Source organism: Streptomyces sp. NPDC024555 (assembly GCF_055559335.1).
In genome coordinates this window covers 215,528-235,147 of sequence record NZ_JBVHKV010000014.1, presented here as the reverse complement: position 1 = coordinate 235,147, position 19,620 = coordinate 215,528, and the positions used below count along the sequence as shown (strand labels likewise).

Sequence of the window (19,620 nt, the reverse complement as noted above, 5' to 3'; positions counted from 1 at the left end):
AGGTCAGGACTCGGTGATCTTCACCAGCCGGACGGTGCTGAGGATCTTCTGGATGGTGTCCTCGGGAAGCTCGTCCGGCACTCCGGCCGCGGCGTACAGCACCCAGGAGGAGAAGGCGCCCTTGCTGTTCTTGAAGGTGAACGCGATGGTCTTGCCGTCGCTGTCGCACTTCTTCTTCTTGGTGACGTTCGGGGCGGTGGCGGTGACCAGGCTGCCCGTCAGACCCGACTTGGTGGTGTACTGCTTGGCCTTGCTGATCTTGATGGTCTTCTTGGGCATGTGCTGCGCGTACGCCGCCCAGGCCCAGGTGCCCGCCTCGTTCCGGGCGTTCACGGCGGCGTCCGTGGCGCCTTCCGCACCGCGCGTACCGGTGCCGGCCAGGCTGTAGTTCTCCTTGACCCCGTCCTTGTCGTGGTCGTCGACGCACCACTTGTCCTTGAGGTCCGCCGGGGCGGAGAACCCGATCAGCGGCGAGCCGTCGCCCTTCGCGTCGTCCTCGAAGTACGAGAACGTACCGGGGGACGAGACCTCCCAGTCGCCGGGCACGTCGAACTGCGTGCCCCACTTGGGGTTGGTCACGACCTTCCAGCCGGGGATGACCGGCTTGGGGTCGGCGTCGTCACCGCGCGGGTTCGCCTCGGACGGGGACGCGGACTCGGAGGGCTTGGCCGGTGCGGACGACTTCGTGTCGTCGGCGACGTTCTTGCCGTCCTTGTCGTCGTCCTTGCCGAGCACGACGACGCCCGTGACCGCCGCGGCCACGACGACCGCGGTCGCCGCGACGATGGCGATGACGGTGGTCTTCTTCTTGTCGTTGCCGGGCTGCGGAGCACCGGGCGGACCGGGCACCGCGTACTGCGGGACGGTCGGCTGCTGGTACGGGTTCGGCTGGGCGTAACCGGGCTGGCCCGGCTGCCCCGCCTGCGGGTACCCGCCCGGCTGTCCGGGCTGCCCCGGCTGGCCCTGCTGCGGATAGCCGTACCCGGGCTGCTGGTACGGATTCGGCTGCTGGTACCCCGGCTGCTGGTACGGATTCTGACTCTGGTCCTGCGGGTTCTGCTCGCCCCCGGGCGGCTGCTGTCCTGGCCACATGGCCAGTAACGATAGAGGGGCGTCGGCCGGGGTGCTACGCCCGCCCCCGTGTGCGGTCCGTGAAGGACGGGAGCCGGGCGCGGAACGCGACCGTGAAGCCATGACCAAAACGCACTACCCGTGAGTAACATCGGGCCCATGAGCGCTGAACAGATGACTGCCGGCGAGATGCTCGCCGCGACCGTGCCCATGGTCCGGACCCTCAACCTGGAGTTCCTGGAGACCACCGCCGAACGCGCGGTGATCCGCATGCCCGACCAGGGCGACTTCCACAACCACCTCGGCGGGCCGCACGCCGGCGCCATGTTCACGCTGGCCGAGTCGGCGAGCGGCGCCATCGTCATCGCGGCGTTCGGCGACCAGCTGGGCCGGGCCGTCCCGCTCGCCGTCAGCGCCGAGATCGGCTACAGGAAGCTCGCCATGGGCGAGGTCACGGCGACCGCCACGCTGGGCCGCCCCGCCGCCGAGGTCGTGGCCGAACTCGACGCGGGCACCCGGCCCGAATTCCCGGTGAAGATCGAGATACGCCGCGCGGACGGCGCGGTGACCGGCGAGATGACCGTGGTCTGGACGCTGCGCCCGAACTCCTGATCCGGCCCGCCCCACCGGGGCCGCCCGGTGCCCTCGCGGGCACGGGGCGGCCCTTCGCGCTGTCCGGGGCCGACGGGCGCCGGGTAGGCTTCCCGCCGTGCGCCGAGGAGTTGTCCGGCGGGCGCCCAGGACATCACTACGGAGGAACCGGCGTTGCACATCCAGGAGTGGCTGGAGACCGTCCCCGCGATCAGCGTCTACCTCCTGGTGGGCGTCGTCATCGGACTGGAGAGCCTCGGCATTCCGCTGCCGGGCGAGATCGTGCTGGTCAGCGCGGCGCTCCTGGCCTCGGGACACGACGGCATCAACCCGTGGATCCTGGGTGCCTGCGCCACGGCGGGCGCGGTGATCGGCGACTCGATCGGTTACGCGATCGGGCGCAGGGGCGGACGGCCGCTGCTGGCCTGGCTCGGCGGGAAGTTCCCCCGGCACTTCGGCGAGAGCCAGATCGCCCTGGCGGAGCGCTCCTTCCAGAAGTGGGGCATGTGGGCCGTCTTCTTCGGACGCTTCGTCGCCCTGCTGCGCATCTTCGCCGGACCGCTCGCCGGTGTGCTGCACATGCCCTACTGGAAGTTCCTCGTCGCCAACGTGCTCGGCGGCATCGCCTGGGCCGGCGGCACGACGGCGGTCATCTACTACGTGGGCGTGGTCGCCGAGGCCTGGCTCAAGCGCTTCTCGTACCTGGGCCTCGGCCTCGCCGTCCTCATCGGCCTCGCCTCGATGCTGATCATCAAGAACCGGGCCAAGAAGGCGGCTGCCCACTCCTCGGCCGAACCGGCGCCCGAGCCGGGCGTGCTGCCGGTCGCCGACTGACGGAGGAGCGGGGGCGGGGCGAGCGGCCCCGGCCTCCCCGGCCCGGCGCCGCTCAGTCCTCGTGCGCCGCGCGGTGCGCCTTGGCCAGCTCGACGTAACCGACGGCGTTGAAGCGGACGCCCTCCAGCTCCTCCTCGGTCAGCTGCCGCTTCACCTTGGCGGGGACCCCCGCGACCAGCGAGCCCGGCGGGACGTTCATTCCCTGCGGGACGAGGGCCTGCGCCGCGACCAGTGAACCGGCGCCGATGTGCGCGCCGTTGAGCACGGTGGCGCCCATGCCGATCAGGACGTCGTCCTCGATGGTGCAGCCGTGCAGGACCGCGTTGTGCCCGACGGAGACGCGCTCGCCGACGGTGACGGTGAAGCCGGGGTCGACGTGCACGCTGCAGTTGTCCTGGATGTTGGAGTCCGCCCCGATCACGATGGGGCCGCAGTCCGCGCGCAGCACCGCCTGGTACCAGAGGCTGGAACCGGCGGCCATGGTGACGTCGCCGATGGCGACCGAGGTCGGTGCGGTGAAGGCGGCCGGATCGATCACCGGTTCCTTGCCGCCCATGGCCGTGATCAACGCCTTGTCCGCCATCGCGCGTTCCTCCTCGTCGCGGTGCCGGTACCGCGACGAGGCGGACCCGGCGGAGCGGTCCCGCCCCGCACGACCGTAAGCGACGCGGGGCCCCCGTCGGTGGACGGTGGGGTGAAGATCACAGGTGGGAGCGGTGATGGGCCGCGGACCCGCCGTCTACCGTGAGCGGGTGCCGAAGAACAGAAACACGTTCTCCTCCCTGACCGCCTGGCGGCGGCGTGCCGCGGCCGCGGCGGTCCACCGCTGCTGGCGCTGGGTGCGCGAGACGGGCGCGGTCACGGCGGCACACCCCGGAGGGCTCCGCTTCCGCCGGATCGGCGAGGGGACCCGGCTGGCCTTCCCCCAGGGGACCGTCTTCGGCGAGCCGTGGATCGAGCTGGGCGCGCACTGCGTCATCGGCGAACAGGTCACCCTCACGGCGGGCCTCATGCCCGACCTGGACCTCGGACCGGAGGCCATCCTCACGCTGGGCGACGGCGTGGTGCTGGGGCGCGGCAGCCATGTCGTCGCGGACACCACGGTGACGATCGGCGCGGACACGTACTGCGGACCGTACGTCTACATCACCTCGACCAACCACAGTTACGACGATCCGGCGCAGCCCGTCGGCAAGCAGTGGCCGCGGATGGACCCGGTGTCCATCGGGCCCGGCTGCTGGATCGGGACCGGCGCGGTGATCCTCCCCGGCGCGCGGCTCGGGCGGAACGTGGTCGTCGCCGCCGGTGCGGTGGTGCGCGGCGACGTGCCCGACCACGCGGTGGTGGCCGGGGCCCCGGCCCGTGTCGTACGGAGCTGGGACGAGGAGCGGGGCTGGCAGCCGCCCCTGCGCACCCCCGCCCCGGTGCCGATCCCGGAGGGGATCACCCCCGAGCAGTTGCTGGCCGTGGCGGAACTGGACGAGGACTGAGCGGTGTCCGGGCCGTCACCCGGTGGCGAGCAGCACGGTGCCCAGGAGGGCGAGTCCCGCGCCGGCGGCCTGGACCCCGCGCAGCCGTTCGCCGAGGACGCCGCGTGCGGCGAGGGCCGTGACGACGGGGTAGAGCGAGGCCAGCACCGCGGCGACGGTGACCGGTCCGTGCTGGGCGGCCATCGCGTAGGTGCCGTTGGCCGCGACATCGGCGAGCCCCACGAAGGCCAGGGCCGGCAGGGCCGCGGTCACCGCCCGCGCCCCGCCCTCCTCGGGAAGCGCGCGGGCGCCCCGCCGCACCGAGGCGTACAGGGCCGCGCCGCCCACCGCGACATTGGTGACCCGCTGGACGAAGAGGGCCAGGAACAGCCCCGTCACCGTGGTGGAGGCCTCCGCGATCAGCGCCATCACCGCTCCGAACCCGAACGCCGCCAGCAGCGTCAGCAGCACGGCCTGCCGCTGTACCGGCGCCCCGCGCAACTGCGGTCCGCCGGCCATCACGATGCCGGCCACCGCCACGGCCACCCCGGCGCACTGGAGCAGTCCCGGCCGCTCGCCGACCACCAGCCCCACACCGACCGGCACCGCGACCCCCAGCGAACCGAGCGGGGAGACCACCCCCATCGGGCCGAGCGCCAGCGCCTTGTAGAAGCTCAGCATCGCGACGGGGCCGACCGCGCCGGCCGCGACGGCGAACCAGAGCCGCCCGCCCGCCTCGCTCCAGCCACCGGTCGCGACCACGACCGTCCCGAGCACGACGGCCGCGATGATCTGCGAGACCACCACCACGGTGAGCGCGGGCGTGCGCCGCGTCAGCAGCCCGCCCCCGAAGTCGGCCAGACCCCACAGGAGGCTCGTGGCCAGGGCGAACAGTGCGGTCATGAGGGCGCCTCGCAGTACAGTGCGGTGAACGACGGGAACGATGCGGTGAACGGTGGGAACGATGGGGTGCACGTCACCGTAGTGCACTTCATTGGACTGCGTCATCCAAGATATTGGACGGAATGTGACTGATCTCGACCAGTTGACCCAGTCCCTCGCGCGCAACCTCAAGCGCTGGCGCGGCGAGCGGGGCTTCACCCTGGACGCGCTGGCGGCCCGTGCCGGGGTCAGCCGCGGGATGATCATCCAGATCGAACAGGCCCGCACCAATCCCAGCGTCGGCACCACGGTCAAGCTCGCCGACGCGCTCGGGGTGAGCATCACGACCCTGCTCGACTACGAGCAGGGCTCCCCGGTCCGCCTGGTTCCCGAGGCCCAGGCCGTCCGCCTCTGGTCCACGGAGGCCGGCAGCTCCACCACGCTCCTCGTGGGCACGGAGGCCCGGGGCCCGCTGGAGCTGTGGTTCTGGCGCCTCGCGCCGGGCGACGCCAGCCGCTCGGACCCCCATCCCGAGGGCACCGTCGAGCTGATCCACGTCACCGCGGGCGAACTCACCCTCGTCGTGGGCGACGCCGCCTTCGCGGTGCCCGCCGGCACCTCCGCCACCTTCGAGGCCCACCACCCGCACGCCTACCGCAACGACGGCACGGAACCCATGGAGGCCACCATGGCGGTGTCGATCCCCCCGGTCAGATAGCCCCCGGGCCTCGCCCGACCCGGATGCCGAGACGCCCAACCGGCCTCCCGGGGGCGGCTGTTAGTGTGGGCCGCATGCGCGCACCCATCGGCTCCTTCGAGGACGCCAGCCCCGCCGTCGACCGCCTCGGACTCCTCACCGCCCCGGTCGCCGCGGCCGTACGCGAGGGCTGGGGCGGTGTGCCCGCCGACCAGATCATCCATGTGGACACGGACCCCGCCATCGCCGACACGGCCGTCTTCGTCGAACACCACGGTGCCGACCTCCTGGACCGCTCGGCCAACTGCATCGTCGTCCGCGCCAAGCGCGGCGGCGAGACCACCCTCGCCGCCTGCCTCGTCCTCTCCCGCTCCCGCGTCGACGTCAACGGCGCCGCCCGCAAGCACCTCGGCGCCCGCAAGGTCCAGTTCGCCCCCATGGACACCGCCATCGCGGAAACCGGCATGGAGTACGGCGGCGTCACCCCCGTCGGACTCCCCGCCGCCTGGCCCCTCCTCATCGACCCCGCCGTCGCCGACGAGGACTGGATCCTCGTCGGCAGCGGAAGCCGCCGCGGAAAGCTCATCCTCCCGGGCAAGGCGCTGGCGGCACTGCCGGGGGCCGTGGTGGTCGAGGGACTGGGGATCTGACCGAATCTGATCCGGAAGCCGAGGGAATTCATGCATCATGAGGGCCTCGGGGCCCGGCTTGGGGGAAGCTGAGGCGCGCGCGTACTCAAGGCACGTTTTGCACCCCTTGCGCGTGTTCCGGTGGCGAAATGTAACGAACTGCCTTATTTATAAGGAAAGCTAGGGGTGTCCGTTCATGTATCCGCACCGTGATGCGTGGACCCTGGAGGCCCTCGACAGGAAGACTGAAGGGCGCTATGAAAACTGAACTCGTCTCGGCGGCCGTCCGGCCGGGGGTCTCTCCCCGTGGCCAGGCCGCGCCTCGGGTGTCGCTCGCCCAGCGAGCCGCCGTGCAGGGCACCGGGGGTCTACCCGCATCGATCAGCCGGTTGTTGCCGGCTGGCGCCGGGACGAGTCCCTTGGTGATCGCGGCCTTCCAGTCCTCGGTCTGAACGGTCGGAGACACCCCCCTTCCATGGACCGGCCACCGGCTTCTTTGAGCCAATTCGTGCTGAAGATGCACAGCCGCTGTGACCTCGCGTGCGATCACTGCTACGTGTACGAGCACGCGGACACGAGTTGGCGGGGCCGGCCCCGGGCGGTGACGAGGGAGATCCTGGCCGGGGCGGCGCACCGTATCGCGGAGCACGCCCTGGCCCACGGACTTCCCGTCGTCCGCGTGGTGCTGCACGGCGGGGAGCCCCTCCTCGCCGGCCCCGACCGGATCCGGTGGGCGGCCGAGGAGCTGACCGGCGCGCTGGCCGGGATCAGCGTGCTCGACCTGCGTATCCATACCAACGGAGTGCTGCTCAGCGAGAAGTTCTGCGACCTCTTCGTCGAGTTGGGTGTCAAGGTCGGTGTGTCGCTGGACGGCGACAAGGCGTCGAACGACCGGCACCGCCGCTACGCCGACGGACGCAGCAGCCACCCCCAGGTGCTGCGTGCCGTCGCACTGCTCAACCGGCCCGGATACCGGCGCCTGTTCGCCGGGCTGCTCTGCACCATCGACGTCGAGAACGATCCGGTCGCCGTCTACGACGCCCTGGTCGCCCTCGACCCGCCCCGCATCGACTTCCTGCTCCCGCACGCCACCTGGGACGTGCCCCCGCCCCGCCCGCACGGTTCCGCGACGCCGTACGCGGACTGGCTGGACGCGGTCTACCGGCGCTGGGACGCGGCCGGCCGGCCGGTTCCGGTGCGGATCTTCGATTCCGTCCTGCGCACCCTGCGCGGCGAGAGCAGTCTCACCGAGTCGCTGGGCCTGACACCGGCCGACCTCGTCGTCATCGAGACGGACGGGACGTTCGAGCAGGCGGACAGCCTCAAGACGGCGTACGACACCGCCCCGGCGACGGGCATGAACGTCGTCGACCACACACTCGACGACGTCCTCGCCCATCCGGGCATGCTGGCCCGGCAGCAGGGGCTGGAGCACCTGAGCGATGAGTGCCGCGCCTGCCCCGTGGTCGAGTCCTGCGGCGGCGGCCTCTACGCCCACCGCTACCGGACCGGCAGCGGATTCCGCAATCCGTCGGTCTTCTGCCCCGACCTGATGAAAATGATCATGAATATTCGTGACAGGGAAGCCGCCGCCCCCGCGGCGGGCACGCCGGAACCGCTCGACGCCGCCGCACTCGACGAACTCGCCTCGGGATTCGGGGGCGCCGATACCGTGGCCCGGCTCGCGGCGGCCCAGGCCGAGATCAACCACGAACTGCTCGCCGCGGTCGGTGAGCGAGCGCCGCGCAACGACCGTACGGCCATGCAGGCGTGGGACCTGCTGGTCGACCTGGACGCCGCGGCGCCCCAGGCGCTGGACACCGTACTGGCGCACCCCTATACGCGGCCCTGGGCGCTGCGCGTGCTCGACGGGACGGAGCCCTGGGGCGCTGCCGCCTCCGGCCTGGCTCAGATCGCGGCCTCCGCCGCGCTCCGCGCCCGGCGCGACGACACCCTCGCCGTGCCCGTCCACGACGGGCTGCTGCGGCTTCCGGGCCTCGGCGCGGTGCTGCTTCCCCCGGAGGCCGCGCTGGCCGAAGTGGCCGTGGACTCCGAGGGGTTCTCGGTGCGTGCCGCCGGCCGGCACGTGCGGATCGACTGGGAAGCGGGGGTGGACGGGCGCACTCCGCACTGGCGCCCGGTGCGCCTCGTCGAACTCCCCGGCTGGACCGTCGCCCTGGAGGACACCGACCCGCTGCGCGACTGCCATCAGTGGCCCGTCGCGGACCGGCTCCCGGCCGACGAGGCCAAACTCTGGGCGCAGGACCTGGCCGAGGCGTGGACGCTGATCCAGGACGAACTCCCGGACTACGCACCCGGGGTGGCAGCCGGTCTCCGCACGGTCACCCCCCTCCACGCGCCCGGTGGCAGCGATGTCAGCGCGGCCTCCCGCGACGCCTTCGGGGCGATCGGCGCGGCCCGGCCGGAAACCCCGGACCTCCTGGCCCTGTTGATCGTCCACGAGTTCCAGCACGTCAAACTGGGCGCGGTGCTGGACAGCTTCGATCTGCACCGGCCCCTGGACGGAACGCGGCTGTTCTACGCCCCCTGGCGCCCCGACCCACGCCCGCTGGACGGTCTGCTCCAGGGCGCGTACGCCCACCTCGCCGTCACCGACTTCTGGCGCGTGCGCCGGCGGACGGCGCAGGGTGCCGCCGCACCGGCCGCCGAGGCCCGGTTCGCGCAGTGGCGTGAGCAGACGACGCAGGCGGTGCGGGTACTGGCCGGGTCGGGGCTGCTGACACCACTGGGCGAGCGCTTCGTGGCCGGAATGCGGCGCACCGCCGAGACGTGGGAGGCGGAGGAGGTCTCCGCCGCCGCTCTCGCGGAGGCGCGGTCCGCGGCCGACCGCCATCGTGCCGCGTGGACCGCCCGTCACCCGTCCCATGCCGTGCAGCTCGCGCCATGATCCCCCGCGAAAGGGCGGGTGCGCCGTCAATTGATCGGCCGGATCTGTAAATAGGCGCGTTCCTGCCGTTCCGTTGAAGATTCCTCGCTTCCTAGACTGAGCTCCCACACGTGGACCGGGGGAGACGTTGGATCTTGAAGCTGCCGGAGCACAGGGAGACGAGCCAAGGCCCTACTTCTTCCTCAGCTATGCGCATACGCCCAGGAATGATCCGAAGGACAAGGATCCGAATCTCTGGGTCGAGAGATTTTATCGGGATCTCTGTGCCCATGTTCTTCAGCTGACATCGTTGCCCGCCGGGGTTCCGGCAGGCTTTCTGGATCAGCAGATGCAACCCGGGGACGGCTGGCAGGAGCGCCTCTCCGAGGCGTTGGCGTACTGCAAGGTCTTCGTTCCGCTGTACTCGCCCCGGTATTTCCTGAGCGAGCAGTGCGGGCGGGAGTGGTACGCCTTCTCCAGCCGTGCCGTCCATTATCAGGCGGCTCGCAGCGACGGCGGCCAGATGTCCGGCATCGTGCCGGCGCTCTGGGTGCCCGTACCGCTGCGGCAGCTTCCGCAGCCGGCCGAGCGGCTCCAGTTCAACCATGCCGCCTTCGGCGAGGAGTACGCCGACGAGGGGTTCTACGGGCTGATCAAGCTGCGGTACCTGCGCGACCAGTACGAGAGGGCCGTGTACCTGCTGGCCAAGCGCATCGTGCGGGTCGCCGAGCAGAGCCGGATGCCCGAGGGCGATCCGCAGCAGGACTACGCGGCGGTGCCGAGCGCCTTCGGGCCGCCCGGCAGGGCCCGGCAGATGGAGATCTCGGTCCTCGCCTGTTCGCGCTCCGAACTGCCCGCGGGGCGGGCTCCCGACTGCTATGGACCCGCCCAGCGCGACTGGAATCCGTACCACCCGAACTCCGCCCGGCCGCTCGCCGACCACGCCGTCGATCTGGTGCGCAACCTCGACTACCAGGTGCGGGTGGGGGAGTTCGAAGCGGAGGCCGAACGGCTGCTGGGCACCGAACGCCCCCAGTCGCCCGGACTGCTCCTCCTCGACCGGTGGGCGCTGGACTCGCCCCGACGCCAGGAGCTGCTGAGGCGGCTGAGCGAGAACGGACGCCCGTGGATCAGCGTCATGGTCCCGTGGAACCGGGACGATCCCGACTCCGGGAGCAGGGAGGCCGAACTGCGGACCGTCGCCGAGGAACTGCTCGGCACCGGACCGGAGAACGAGTCCGGTCATCGGTCGCACAGCGGCGGGGTCCCCACACTGGAGGCTTTCAGCCAGGAACTCCCCGGAGCGGTGAAAGCGGCCGAGCGGCATTACGCGGCGCATGCCGAGACGTTCCCTCCCGAGGGCCCGTCCGGCGCGATGCCCAGATTGCTCCTCGACGGAGTCGGCTACGGAACAAGTAATTCCGCTCCACCGGGCCGCGATACGCGGCCGGACACGGGCGATCCCGGAGACGGTGACGCCCCCGAGGGGGGAGGACCCACCAGATGACCGAGAACCGTGACGGAACCGTCGTCACCTTTTACTCGTACAAAGGCGGCACCGGCCGCACGATGGCATTGGCCAATACCGCCTGGATCCTCGCGGCCAACGGCTATCGCGTGCTCGCCGTCGACTGGGATCTCGAAGCCCCCGGCCTGCACCGATTCTTCCACCCCTTTCTCGATCTTTCCGATCTGGCCGCGACGCCGGGACTGATCAATCTCATCACCGAATACCAGGAAGAGGCCCGCAGGCCCGCGGCACGTGATCCCGAATGGCATCGCGACTACGCCCGTGTGAGGCCCCACGCCACATCCCTGAACTGGGCGTTCCCGAGCGGCGGAAGTCTGGACTTTCTCTCCGCCGGGCGTCGGAACCGCGACTATTCCTCGACCGTGGGCCGGATGGACTGGGACGACTTCTACGAACGTTACGGCGGCGGCCAGTTCTTCGACGCCATGCGTGACGACATGCGGAAACACTATGACTTCACCCTGATCGACAGCCGTACCGGTCTCAGCGACATCGCGGACATCTGCACCGTGCAGATGCCGCAGGTGCTGGTGGTCTGCTTCACCCTCAGCGACCAGAGCATCGAAGGCGCCTCCGCCGTGGCCCGCGACATCGAGGAGCGGTTCCACGACAAGCACATCCGCATCCTGCCCGTCCCCATGCGGATCGACGACGGCGAGAAGGAGAAGGCCGACGCCGGACGGGCCCTGGCGCGCGAGAGCTTCCCCGGCTTCCCCAGCGGGATGAGCAACGAGGAACTCTCCGACTACTGGGGCACGGTGGAGATCCCGTACCGGCCGTTCTATGCCTACGAGGAGATCCTCGCCACGTTCGGTGACGCCCCGAACATCTCCAGCTCCATGCTGACCGCGTGCGAGCGCCTGACCTCGGTGCTCACCGAGGGCCGGGTGGCCGCCCTGCCCGCGATGGACGAGGCGGAACGGCTCGCCTACGTGGCCGCCTACACCCGCCGCAGGCCGGTGCCGCCGTCCAACATCGTCCTCACCCATGTGGCCGAGGACCAGATGTGGGCGGACTGGCTGGAGTCCGTCCTCACCCGGGCCGGATTCCACGTCATGCCCGTGGATGTGCGCAGTTCGCACACCGCGTGGAACGACGCCGAGTGGGCGACGGCCGGGGCCTACCGGGTCGTGCCCGTGGTCTCGCCCGCCTACCAGGGGTCGCGGCGCGCCCGGAGCCTGTGGGAGGCGGCCCTGGGGCTCGACCCCTCGGGCAGCCGGCGCCAGCTCGTTCCGGTGCGGATCGGGGACGTACGGCTGACCCTGCCGCTGAACAGCCGGGGCGTGGTCGATGTGGCGCGGCTCGACGAACGCGAGGCCGTCACCGCCGTGCTGACCGCCCTGGACCGGCCCGAGGCCGTCGAGGCCGTGGAGGCCGCGCCGGACGGCCCGCGCTTCCCCGGGGCGGTGCCCAGGGTGTGGAACGTGCGACCCCGGCACGCCGAGTTCACCGGACGCAGCTCCGTACTGGTCCGGCTGCGCGACCAGCTGCGCGACACCGCCCGCTCCGCCCAGCATCTGCCGCAGGTCCTCTACGGCCTCGGCGGCGTGGGCAAGACACAGGTGGCCCGTGAGTACGCGCACCGCTTCCGCGCCGACTACGACCTGGTGTGGTGGGTCGAGGCCGAACAGCCCGACCGGGTGATGTCGTCGCTCGCGGAACTCGCCGAGCACATGGACCTGCGTGCCGGGGAAGTGGTCGCCGAGGCGGCGCGGGCCGCGCTGGAGGCACTGCGCAGCGGAGTCCCGTACTCCCGCTGGCTGCTCATCTTCGACAATGTCGAGGACCTGGACAAGACGCTGGAGCTGTTCCCCGACGAGACCGGCCCCCTCGCCGCGGGCCTGTACGGACACATCCTCGTCACCTGCCGCAACAAGCCGATCTCCGGCCGGGTGGAGCCCGTCGAGGTCGAGGTGTTCACCCGGGCGGAGAGCGTGGAGCACCTGTGCCGACGGGTGCGGAAGCTTCCCGCCCGGGACGCGGACCGGGTCGCGGAGGCCGTCGGCGACCTGCCGCTGGCCGTGGAGGTCGCGGCGGCCTGGCTGGCCGAGACCGCGACACCCGTCGACGAGTACGTCGGTCAGCTCAGGGAGCAGAGCACCAAGGTGCTCTCCCTCGGCACCCCCGAGGACTACGCCCTGCAGATCGGCGCCACCTGGAACATCTCCGTCGCCCGGCTGCGCGAGGAGTCCAAGGCGGCCGTCCGCCTGCTGGAACTGTGTTCCTTCTTCTCCGCCGAACCGATCTCGATGACCCTGATCGGCAGCGACTCGATGTTCCGGTCGCTGCTGCCGTACGACTCCGACCTGCGCGAGCGGTACATGCTGGGACGGGTCATCCAGGCACTCAACCGTTTCGCCCTGGCCAAGGTGGACCCGGCGGACAGCAGCATCCAGATCCACCGGCTCGTCCAGGCGGCGGTCCGGGCGGGTATGACGGCCGAGGAGCGGGACACCGCCGTCCACGAGGTGCACCGCATCCTCGCCGAAGCGAGGCCCGCTCAGGGCGCGGACCAGGACAATCCCGTGAACGACCCCAAGAGCTGGCCGGCCTTCGAGCTGATCTGGCCGCACCTGGGACCGTCCGGGATCGCCGACTGCGACGAGGCGGAGGCCAGACAGCTCATGGTCGACCGCGTCCGCTACCTCCTCAAGCGCGGCGAACTGGAGAGCGCCCGTGTCCTGGGAACCCAGCTCAACGAGACCTGGACCCGGGAGCTGGGGGAGGACGATCTGCAGACCCTCAACCTGCGTTTCGAACTGGCCAACGCCCTGCGTTCCCAGGGGCGGTACGTCGAGGCCCGCCGGATGGACGAGGACACCCTCGCCCGCCAGACGCGCCTGCTGCGCAAGGACCACCCGAGCCTCCTCATCACCACCGGAAGCCTCGCCGCCGATCTGCGGGCCCTCGGCCGCTTCGACGAGGCGCTGGCACGGGATCGGAAGATCCACCACGTGATGCGGGAGACGTTCGGCGACAACCACCCGCGCACGCTCGTGGCCGCGCACAACCTCGCCATCGACTACCGGCTCACGGGCGACAGCGAGGCGGCCCGCAGGCTCGACGACCTCACCGTGCAGCGGCGCAGCACGCTGCTGGGCGAGAGCCATCCGTACACCCTGACGACCAAGGGGCATCTGGGACGCGACCTGAGGGAGACCGGGGAGTACGAGTCCTCGGTCGAGATCCTGCGCGAGGTGAAGGCGGCCTTCGAGCGGGTGCTCAACGCCGATGTGCCGGAGGCGCTGCGCACGGCCAAGAGCCTCGCCGTCTCGCTGCGCAAGGCGGGCCGTCCGCACGAGGCGAAGCCGCTGACGGAGGAGACGTACAACCGGTACCGCGAGCGGTACGGGACCAGGGTGCCCGACGCGCTGGCCTGCGGGCTCAACCTGGCGGCGGACTTCTCCGCGGTGGGCGACCGGCAGGCGGCCCTCGATCTGGCCGAGCAGTCCCTCGACGGCTACCGGGCCACGCTCGGCGAGGACCACCCCTTCACGCTGGCCTGCCGGAACAACGTCGCGATCTACTTACGGGGCATGGGCGCGGCGCAGTCGGCGGCGGAGGCCGGTGAAGCGGTGAGGACCGCGCTGGAGGACAGCCTGGGGGCGCGGCACCCGTTCACCCTGTGCGCCGCGATCAACCTGGCCAACGCCTACGGGGACCTGAACCGGCCGGAACTGGCCGAGCACTGGGAACGGGTGGCGCTGGAAGGTCTCCTGGAGCGCTACGGTCCCGCGCACCCCGATGTGCTGGTCTGCCGCTCCAACCTGGCGGTCACCCTGAGGGCCATGGACCGGGAGGCCGAGGCCGAGAGGCATCGGGCCGAGGTGGTGCCCCTGGCGGTCGAGCATCTGGGCATGGACCACCCGATCGCGGTGGCGGCCCGGACCGGCCGGCGCGTCAACAGGGACCTGGAGCCGCAGCCCGTGTGAGGCCGCCTCTGCGGCGGACCGGTTCGGACACCGGGGACCGGCCGCCGCGGGCGGCTCAGCTGGTGGCCCAGCCCAGCACCCGGGTGAGGACGCGCAGCGCGCCGAAGTGCGCGGCGCCGCGCTCGACCACGGTCTCGGCCCCGGGGATCTGCGCCCCGAGCCAGCGGGTGTGCTGGGCGGGCGCGAACACGTCGTTCTCGCCGTGCCACAGGAACACGGGCGAGGCGATCTCCTGGGGGCTGAACCCCCAGGAGCTGTTGAACGACATCACGTCGTCGATCCAGCCGTCCGCGGAACTGCGCAGTCCCTCGGCGAAGTTGCTCACCAGCATGGCGCGGATCCCGGTGTCGGAGACGATGCCGCGGTCGTCGGCCGAGAGCCCCCGGTGCATGTCGACCACCGAGCCCATCGGATCGGCACGGATCGACGCCGATCTGCGTTCGAGAGCCGCGGTCAGCCTGCTGCGGCCGGCCGAGGCGTTGTTGTACTCGCGGACGTTGGACTGGATCATGCCCTCGAACCAGTCGAGTCCCTGGGCGTCGCGGGGGGCGAGCCCCACCAGGCCCGCCGTGCGCAGCACACGCCCCTTCAGCAGCGCGGCGCAGGCGAGCGCGTGCGGCGCACCGCCCGAGCGCCCGACCACGGCGAACGCCTCGATGCCCAGGGCGTCGGCGATCCTCTCGACGTCCGACGCGACATGGGCCACCGACCGGCCGGGCAGCGGGTCGGACGCTCCGTATCCGGGGCGGTCGTAGGCGATCAGACGGATGCCCAGCCGGTAGAGCACGGATCCGCGTGGTGCCGGTCCGAGCCTGCTGCCCGGGGTGCCGTGGAGCAGGAACACCGGCCTGCCCTGCGGATCTCCGAATTGCTTGACGGCCAGATTCCGGCCGTCCTCGGTGCGGATACTCTGCTCCATCCGGTGCCTTCCCCTCGGGGCCGATACGCGGTAAGTATGAGTGCCACAAGGGAAGTTGGACATAGGTGCACCGTCCAGGCTGTTGCCGGACGGGCGCGCGCCGTCCTCAGGAATGCGCCCCTCTGTGCGCCGGTAGCCACCCCTTCGCGAACGCCACCGCCGTCGGCAGACGGAACAGACGGGCCGTCGCGGAGCCGACGGGGGCCGTGCGGATGCCGGCGCCGGAGCGTTCGAAGTCCGCGCCGAGGGCGGCGAAGTCGCTGTCGTCCAGGGCCACGTCCTCGTACGTCCACCAGTGGGCCCGGCCGCCGTCGCGGACGACGCACCGGTAGGTGCGGCGGGGCGGGGAGGGGGTGCGGTACTCGGCGAGGTGGAAGGCGGTGCAGGTGGCGTAGCCGGTGCCGAGGAGGAGGACCTGGGCGTGGAGCGCGTCGAGGCGGGCGAGCGGGGAGTCCTCGCCCAGGTGGCAGTCCGGGCGGTGGCCGTCGAGTACGGCGGGGGCCAGCGGGCCGACGGCCGCGAAGGAGGTCTGCGGGTGGGCGCTGCGGGCGGCGCCGGGGGAGGTGCGGACCGTCTCGGAGAGCCGGCCCATCGACGGGGCCGGTGTCGTCGCGGGGTCGAACGCGGGCATCGCCGCCCGCACCGCCTCGCGCGCGTCGGCGTCCAGGCCGTGGACGCGGGCGCGGAAGTGCGGCGAGGTGTCGGAGTTCTCCGGGGTGAAGGACGGGACGACCAGCGTGCCCTCCGGCCCCAGCGCCTCCCGCACCGCACGGACGACCGTGTCCGCCCCGCCCTCCACCGGCCCCACCGCGCGCAGCGAGGCGTGCACCATCAGCACACCGCCCCGCTCGACACCGAGCGCGGTCAGCTGCGCGGTCAGCGGGGCGGCGCGGTGGGGCGCGGCCGGCGGGTTCGCGGTACGGGGGGTGCTCACAGCGGGCCATCATCCCAGCCGCGAGGGCGGTGTGACAGTCCGCACATGTGCGCGCCGGGCGGCGGTCAGCCGGTCAGGGCGGGGATTTCGATGGCGGGGCACCGGTCCATGACCATGTCGAGTCCGGCCGCCCGGGTCCGCTCGTACGCCTGCTCGTCGATCACGCCGAGCTGGAACCAGACGGCCGAGGCCCCGATCGCCACGGCCTCGTCCGCCACCGCGCCGGCCAGCTCGCTGTTGACGAAGACGTCCACGACGTCGACCGGGAAGGGGATGTCGGCCAGGGAGGCGTAGCCGTCCTCGCCGTGCACCCGCTCGGCCTTCGGGTGGACGGGGACGACGCGCTTGCCGAAGCGCTGGAGCACCTCGGCCACGCCGTAGGCCGCCCGCGAGCGGTTGCCGGACAGCCCCACCACGGCCCAGGTGTCGCCCGTCTCCTTGAGAATCCTGCGGATCGTCTCGTTGTCTGCGTACATGATCCGGACAACGGGCGGCCGCTCCGGACCATTCCCGCGCCTGCGCATAGGCTGGCCGGATGCAGGACCAGTACCGCACCGTCGCCCGCGCGGGCGTGCACGAGACCGAGATCAACCGGTCCCGTTTCCTCTGCGCCGTCGCCCCCGCCGCCACCGAGCAGGAGGCGCAGGACTTCGTCGCCGCCGTCCGCAAGGAGCACCCGACCGCCACCCACAACTGCTTCGCGTACGTGATCGGCGCCGACGCCTCCGTACAGAAGGCGAGCGACGACGGCGAACCGGGGGGCACCGCGGGGGTGCCCATGCTCCAGATGCTCACCCGGCGCGAGATGCGGTACGTCGTCGCCGTGGTGACCCGCTACTACGGCGGCGTGAAGCTCGGTGCCGGCGGTCTGATCCGGGCGTACGGCGGAGTGGTCGGCGAGGCCCTGGACGCCATCGGCACCCTCACCCGCCGGCGGTTCCGGATCGCGACCGTCACCGTCGGCCACCAGCGCGCCGGCCGCCTGGAGAACGAACTGCGCGCGACCGGCCGCAGCGTCCGCGACGTCCGGTACGCCGAGGCCGTGACCATCGAGATCGGACTCCCGGACGGAGACGTCGACGACTTCCGCCGCTGGCTGGCGGACGTCACGGCGGGCGAAGCGGAACTGGAACTGGGAGCGGAGGCGTACGGGGACGCGTAGGCGCGTCCGGCCGGAAGTGCCGCACCTCCTCCCGGGCCGGGGGAGGGGTGAGCGAGTGCGGCCACTGTGCGACCACTGGCGGTCGTGACTGATCGGTCACGACCGAACCGGGCGACCTTTTGGTAGCGTCCCGCCCACCTCTGGGAAACCCGTCACGGAAGAACTGTTATCGCAGCCGCCCGCCCCGGTCTCCCAGTCATCGGGCATCATCAGCGGCGTACACGACAGGGAACCTCTCATATGACCCAGCAGCACACGGTGGATCCGGTGGCACTGGTGACCGCCGCCCTCAGGGGGGAGGCGGGGGCGAAGGACGCGCTCGCGGGGGCGTACCTTCCGCTGGTCTACAACGTGGTGGGCCGGGCGCTGAACGGTTCGGCGGACGTGGACGACGTGGTGCAGGAGACGATGCTGCGCGCGCTGGACGGGCTGCACACGCTGAGGGCGCCGGAGAGCTTCCGTTCCTGGCTGGTGGCGATCGCGATGAACCAGGTCCGCTCGCACTGGCAGGACCGCCGGTCCGCGCCGGGCGCGCTGGAGGAGGCCGGGGAGTTCGCGGATCCCGGCGCCGACTTCGTCGATCTCACGATGATGCGTCTGCAGTTGTCGTGGCAGCGCCAGGAGACCGCGCGGGCGACCCGCTGGCTGGAGCCGGACGACCAGGGGCTGCTCTCCCTGTGGTGGCTGGAGTGCGCGGGCCAGCTCGACCGCTCCGAGGTCGCCGGGGCCATGCGGCTGTCCCCGCAGCACACGGCCGTGCGGGTGCAGCGGATGAAGGCGCAGCTGGAGGCCGCCCGGGTCGTCGTCAGGGCGCTCGACGCCCGGCCCTGCTGCGAGGAACTGCGCGTCGTCCTCGCCTCGTGGGACCGCCGGCCCTCTGCCCTGTGGCGCAAGCGCATAGCCCGGCACGCCCGCGAGTGCCTGCGGTGCTCGGGGCTGTGGAGCGGGCTGATGCCGGCCGAGGGCCTGCTGGCCGGGCTGGCCCTGGTCCCCGTGCCCGCCGCCCTCCTCGCGCTGTGGCCGGCCCCGGACGCCGCGGCCGCCACCGTGGCGCAGTCCTTCGACGCGACCGTGCCCGGGGCGCGGGCCGGCGAGCCCGGGATACCCGCCGCCCCCGGACGACACCGTTCCGGGGGCGCACACGGCCCGGGAGGGCGCACGGCCTCCCGCGCCGACATACGCCGGCGCCGCAGGCTCAGGCGGCGCGCCGCCGGCGGCGCGGTGGCCGTGGTCTGCATAGCCGGCGGGGGCCTCTGGTACGCCTCCCTCGTGCCCGGCACCGACGGCGCGACCGAGGTGGAGAGCGCGTCCGGTACGCCGTCGGCCCCGCTCACCGACCTCGCGGCCTCCGGCACCCCCGCCGCCGCGTCCCCCTCGGCGACCACCTCGCCCTCCCCCTCGTCGTCGCCGTCCGCGAAGAAGAGCACATCGCCGCCGCCGAGCCCCAGGGCGAAGAAGCCGAGCCCGACGGCCACCCCGACCCGCACGTCCGCCCCGCCCGCACCGAGCGCCCCCGCCCCGCGCCCCACCCCGGCGGGCGCCGCGGCCCAGGTCGTGGCCCTCGTCAACAAGGAGCGCGCGGCCGCCGGATGCGGCCCCGTCACCGAGAACGCCCAGCTCACGACCGCCGCCCAGCGCCACTCCGACGACATGGCGGCCCGCGGCTTCTTCGAGCACACCAACCCCGACGGCGCCGACCCGGGCGAGCGCATCACCGCGGCCGGCTACCGCTGGTCCACGTACGGCGAGAACATCGCCGCCGGACAGCAGACCCCCGAGGCCGTGATGAACTCCTGGATGAACAGTCCGGGCCACCGCGCCAACATCCTCAACTGCTCCTTCAAGGAACTCGGCGTGGGCATCCACCGGGGCAGCGGCGGCCCGTGGTGGACCCAGGACTTCGGCGCCGGGTTCTGAACCCGTACGACCGGTCCGGGAGTTCGCGGAGCATTCTCCGCTTCCATGCGCTTTTTCGTGTTTGACCCTTTATGTGTGTTCCGGGGTCTCGTCGGCTTCCGTGCTTCGCGTCGTACGCGTCTCCGGTGATGGGACACTGGGGTGCGTGAGGGAGCAGGGGCAGAA

The 19,620-nt window shown here is 71.9% G+C and carries 16 protein-coding genes; 10 read left to right on the top strand and 6 right to left on the bottom strand.

From position 1 onward, the window contains the following. Positions 1-3: 3 nt before the first annotated feature. On the bottom strand, positions 4-1,092 hold the full coding sequence (locus ACZ4FH_RS25210) for a DUF8017 domain-containing protein (RefSeq protein WP_467307563.1): 1,089 nt from the start codon (positions 1,090-1,092) through the stop codon (positions 4-6). A gap of 153 nt (positions 1,093-1,245) precedes the next feature. On the opposite strand from ACZ4FH_RS25210, the gene ACZ4FH_RS25205 reads away from it, so the two are divergent. Together ACZ4FH_RS25205 and ACZ4FH_RS25200 are read left to right on the top strand one after the other, a co-directional pair. Next, on the top strand, positions 1,246-1,683 hold the full coding sequence (locus ACZ4FH_RS25205; protein ID WP_467307586.1) for a DUF4442 domain-containing protein: 438 nt from the start codon (positions 1,246-1,248) through the stop codon (positions 1,681-1,683). 153 nt (positions 1,684-1,836) lie between these two features. Further along, positions 1,837-2,496 (top strand): DedA family protein, encoded by a 660-nt coding sequence (locus tag ACZ4FH_RS25200; protein ID WP_467307561.1) that lies wholly within the window; start codon positions 1,837-1,839, stop codon positions 2,494-2,496. A gap of 52 nt (positions 2,497-2,548) precedes the next feature. On the opposite strand, the gene ACZ4FH_RS25195 is transcribed toward ACZ4FH_RS25200, so the two are convergent. Further along, complete coding sequence (locus tag ACZ4FH_RS25195; protein ID WP_467307559.1) at positions 2,549-3,079, bottom strand: gamma carbonic anhydrase family protein; 531 nt, start codon at positions 3,077-3,079, stop codon at positions 2,549-2,551. A gap of 169 nt (positions 3,080-3,248) precedes the next feature. Here ACZ4FH_RS25195 and ACZ4FH_RS25190 point away from each other — a divergent pair, with 169 nt between their 5' ends. Beyond that, a complete protein-coding gene (locus tag ACZ4FH_RS25190; protein WP_467307557.1) occupies positions 3,249-3,986 on the top strand; it encodes an acyltransferase in 738 nt (245 codons plus the stop codon). Between the two features lie 15 nt (positions 3,987-4,001). On the opposite strand, the gene ACZ4FH_RS25185 is transcribed toward ACZ4FH_RS25190, so the two are convergent. Then, positions 4,002-4,868: an EamA family transporter gene (locus tag ACZ4FH_RS25185; protein WP_467307555.1), complete on the bottom strand. Its 867-nt coding sequence runs from the start codon at positions 4,866-4,868 to the stop codon at positions 4,002-4,004. Between the two features lie 124 nt (positions 4,869-4,992). Here ACZ4FH_RS25185 and ACZ4FH_RS25180 point away from each other — a divergent pair, with 124 nt between their 5' ends. From ACZ4FH_RS25180 to fxsT, 5 genes are all read left to right on the top strand, one after another. Further along, the gene (locus tag ACZ4FH_RS25180) at positions 4,993-5,565 is read left to right on the top strand and encodes a helix-turn-helix domain-containing protein (RefSeq protein ID WP_467307553.1); all 573 of its coding nucleotides are present in this window, start codon (positions 4,993-4,995) and stop codon (positions 5,563-5,565) included. A 74-nt stretch (positions 5,566-5,639) separates the two neighbouring features. Continuing rightward, complete coding sequence (locus tag ACZ4FH_RS25175) at positions 5,640-6,194, top strand: YbaK/EbsC family protein (RefSeq protein ID WP_467307551.1); 555 nt, start codon at positions 5,640-5,642, stop codon at positions 6,192-6,194. A 454-nt stretch (positions 6,195-6,648) separates the two neighbouring features. Beyond that, the gene (locus tag ACZ4FH_RS25170) at positions 6,649-9,081 is read left to right on the top strand and encodes an FxsB family cyclophane-forming radical SAM/SPASM peptide maturase (RefSeq protein WP_467307550.1); all 2,433 of its coding nucleotides are present in this window, start codon (positions 6,649-6,651) and stop codon (positions 9,079-9,081) included. Positions 9,082-9,208: 127 nt separating this feature from the next. After that, on the top strand, positions 9,209-10,567 hold the full coding sequence (locus ACZ4FH_RS25165) for a TIR-like protein FxsC (RefSeq protein WP_467307549.1): 1,359 nt from the start codon (positions 9,209-9,211) through the stop codon (positions 10,565-10,567). Next, positions 10,564-14,523 (top strand): FxSxx-COOH system tetratricopeptide repeat protein, encoded by a 3,960-nt coding sequence (fxsT, locus tag ACZ4FH_RS25160; protein ID WP_467307547.1) that lies wholly within the window; start codon positions 10,564-10,566, stop codon positions 14,521-14,523. The genes ACZ4FH_RS25165 and fxsT overlap by 4 nt, the downstream gene beginning before the upstream one ends. Before the next feature lie 55 nt (positions 14,524-14,578). On the opposite strand, the gene ACZ4FH_RS25155 is transcribed toward fxsT, so the two are convergent. The 3 genes from ACZ4FH_RS25155 to ACZ4FH_RS25145 form a co-directional block, all read right to left on the bottom strand. Continuing rightward, positions 14,579-15,442 (bottom strand): alpha/beta fold hydrolase, encoded by an 864-nt coding sequence (locus ACZ4FH_RS25155; RefSeq protein WP_467307545.1) that lies wholly within the window; start codon positions 15,440-15,442, stop codon positions 14,579-14,581. A gap of 106 nt (positions 15,443-15,548) precedes the next feature. Continuing rightward, positions 15,549-16,376 carry an AAC(3) family N-acetyltransferase gene (locus ACZ4FH_RS25150; RefSeq protein WP_467307544.1) on the bottom strand — a complete coding sequence of 276 codons (828 nt, stop codon included), beginning with the start codon at positions 16,374-16,376 and terminating at the stop codon, positions 15,549-15,551. 65 nt (positions 16,377-16,441) lie between these two features. After that, positions 16,442-16,852, bottom strand: coding sequence for a CoA-binding protein (locus tag ACZ4FH_RS25145; protein ID WP_467307543.1), 411 nt, complete (start codon positions 16,850-16,852; stop codon positions 16,442-16,444). A 59-nt stretch (positions 16,853-16,911) separates the two neighbouring features. Here ACZ4FH_RS25145 and ACZ4FH_RS25140 point away from each other — a divergent pair, with 59 nt between their 5' ends. Together ACZ4FH_RS25140 and ACZ4FH_RS25135 are read left to right on the top strand one after the other, a co-directional pair. Continuing rightward, a complete protein-coding gene (locus ACZ4FH_RS25140) occupies positions 16,912-17,538 on the top strand; it encodes a YigZ family protein (RefSeq protein WP_467307542.1) in 627 nt (208 codons plus the stop codon). A gap of 240 nt (positions 17,539-17,778) precedes the next feature. Then, on the top strand, positions 17,779-19,455 hold the full coding sequence (locus tag ACZ4FH_RS25135) for a sigma-70 family RNA polymerase sigma factor (RefSeq protein WP_467307540.1): 1,677 nt from the start codon (positions 17,779-17,781) through the stop codon (positions 19,453-19,455). The last annotated feature ends 165 nt before the right edge of the window (positions 19,456-19,620 follow it).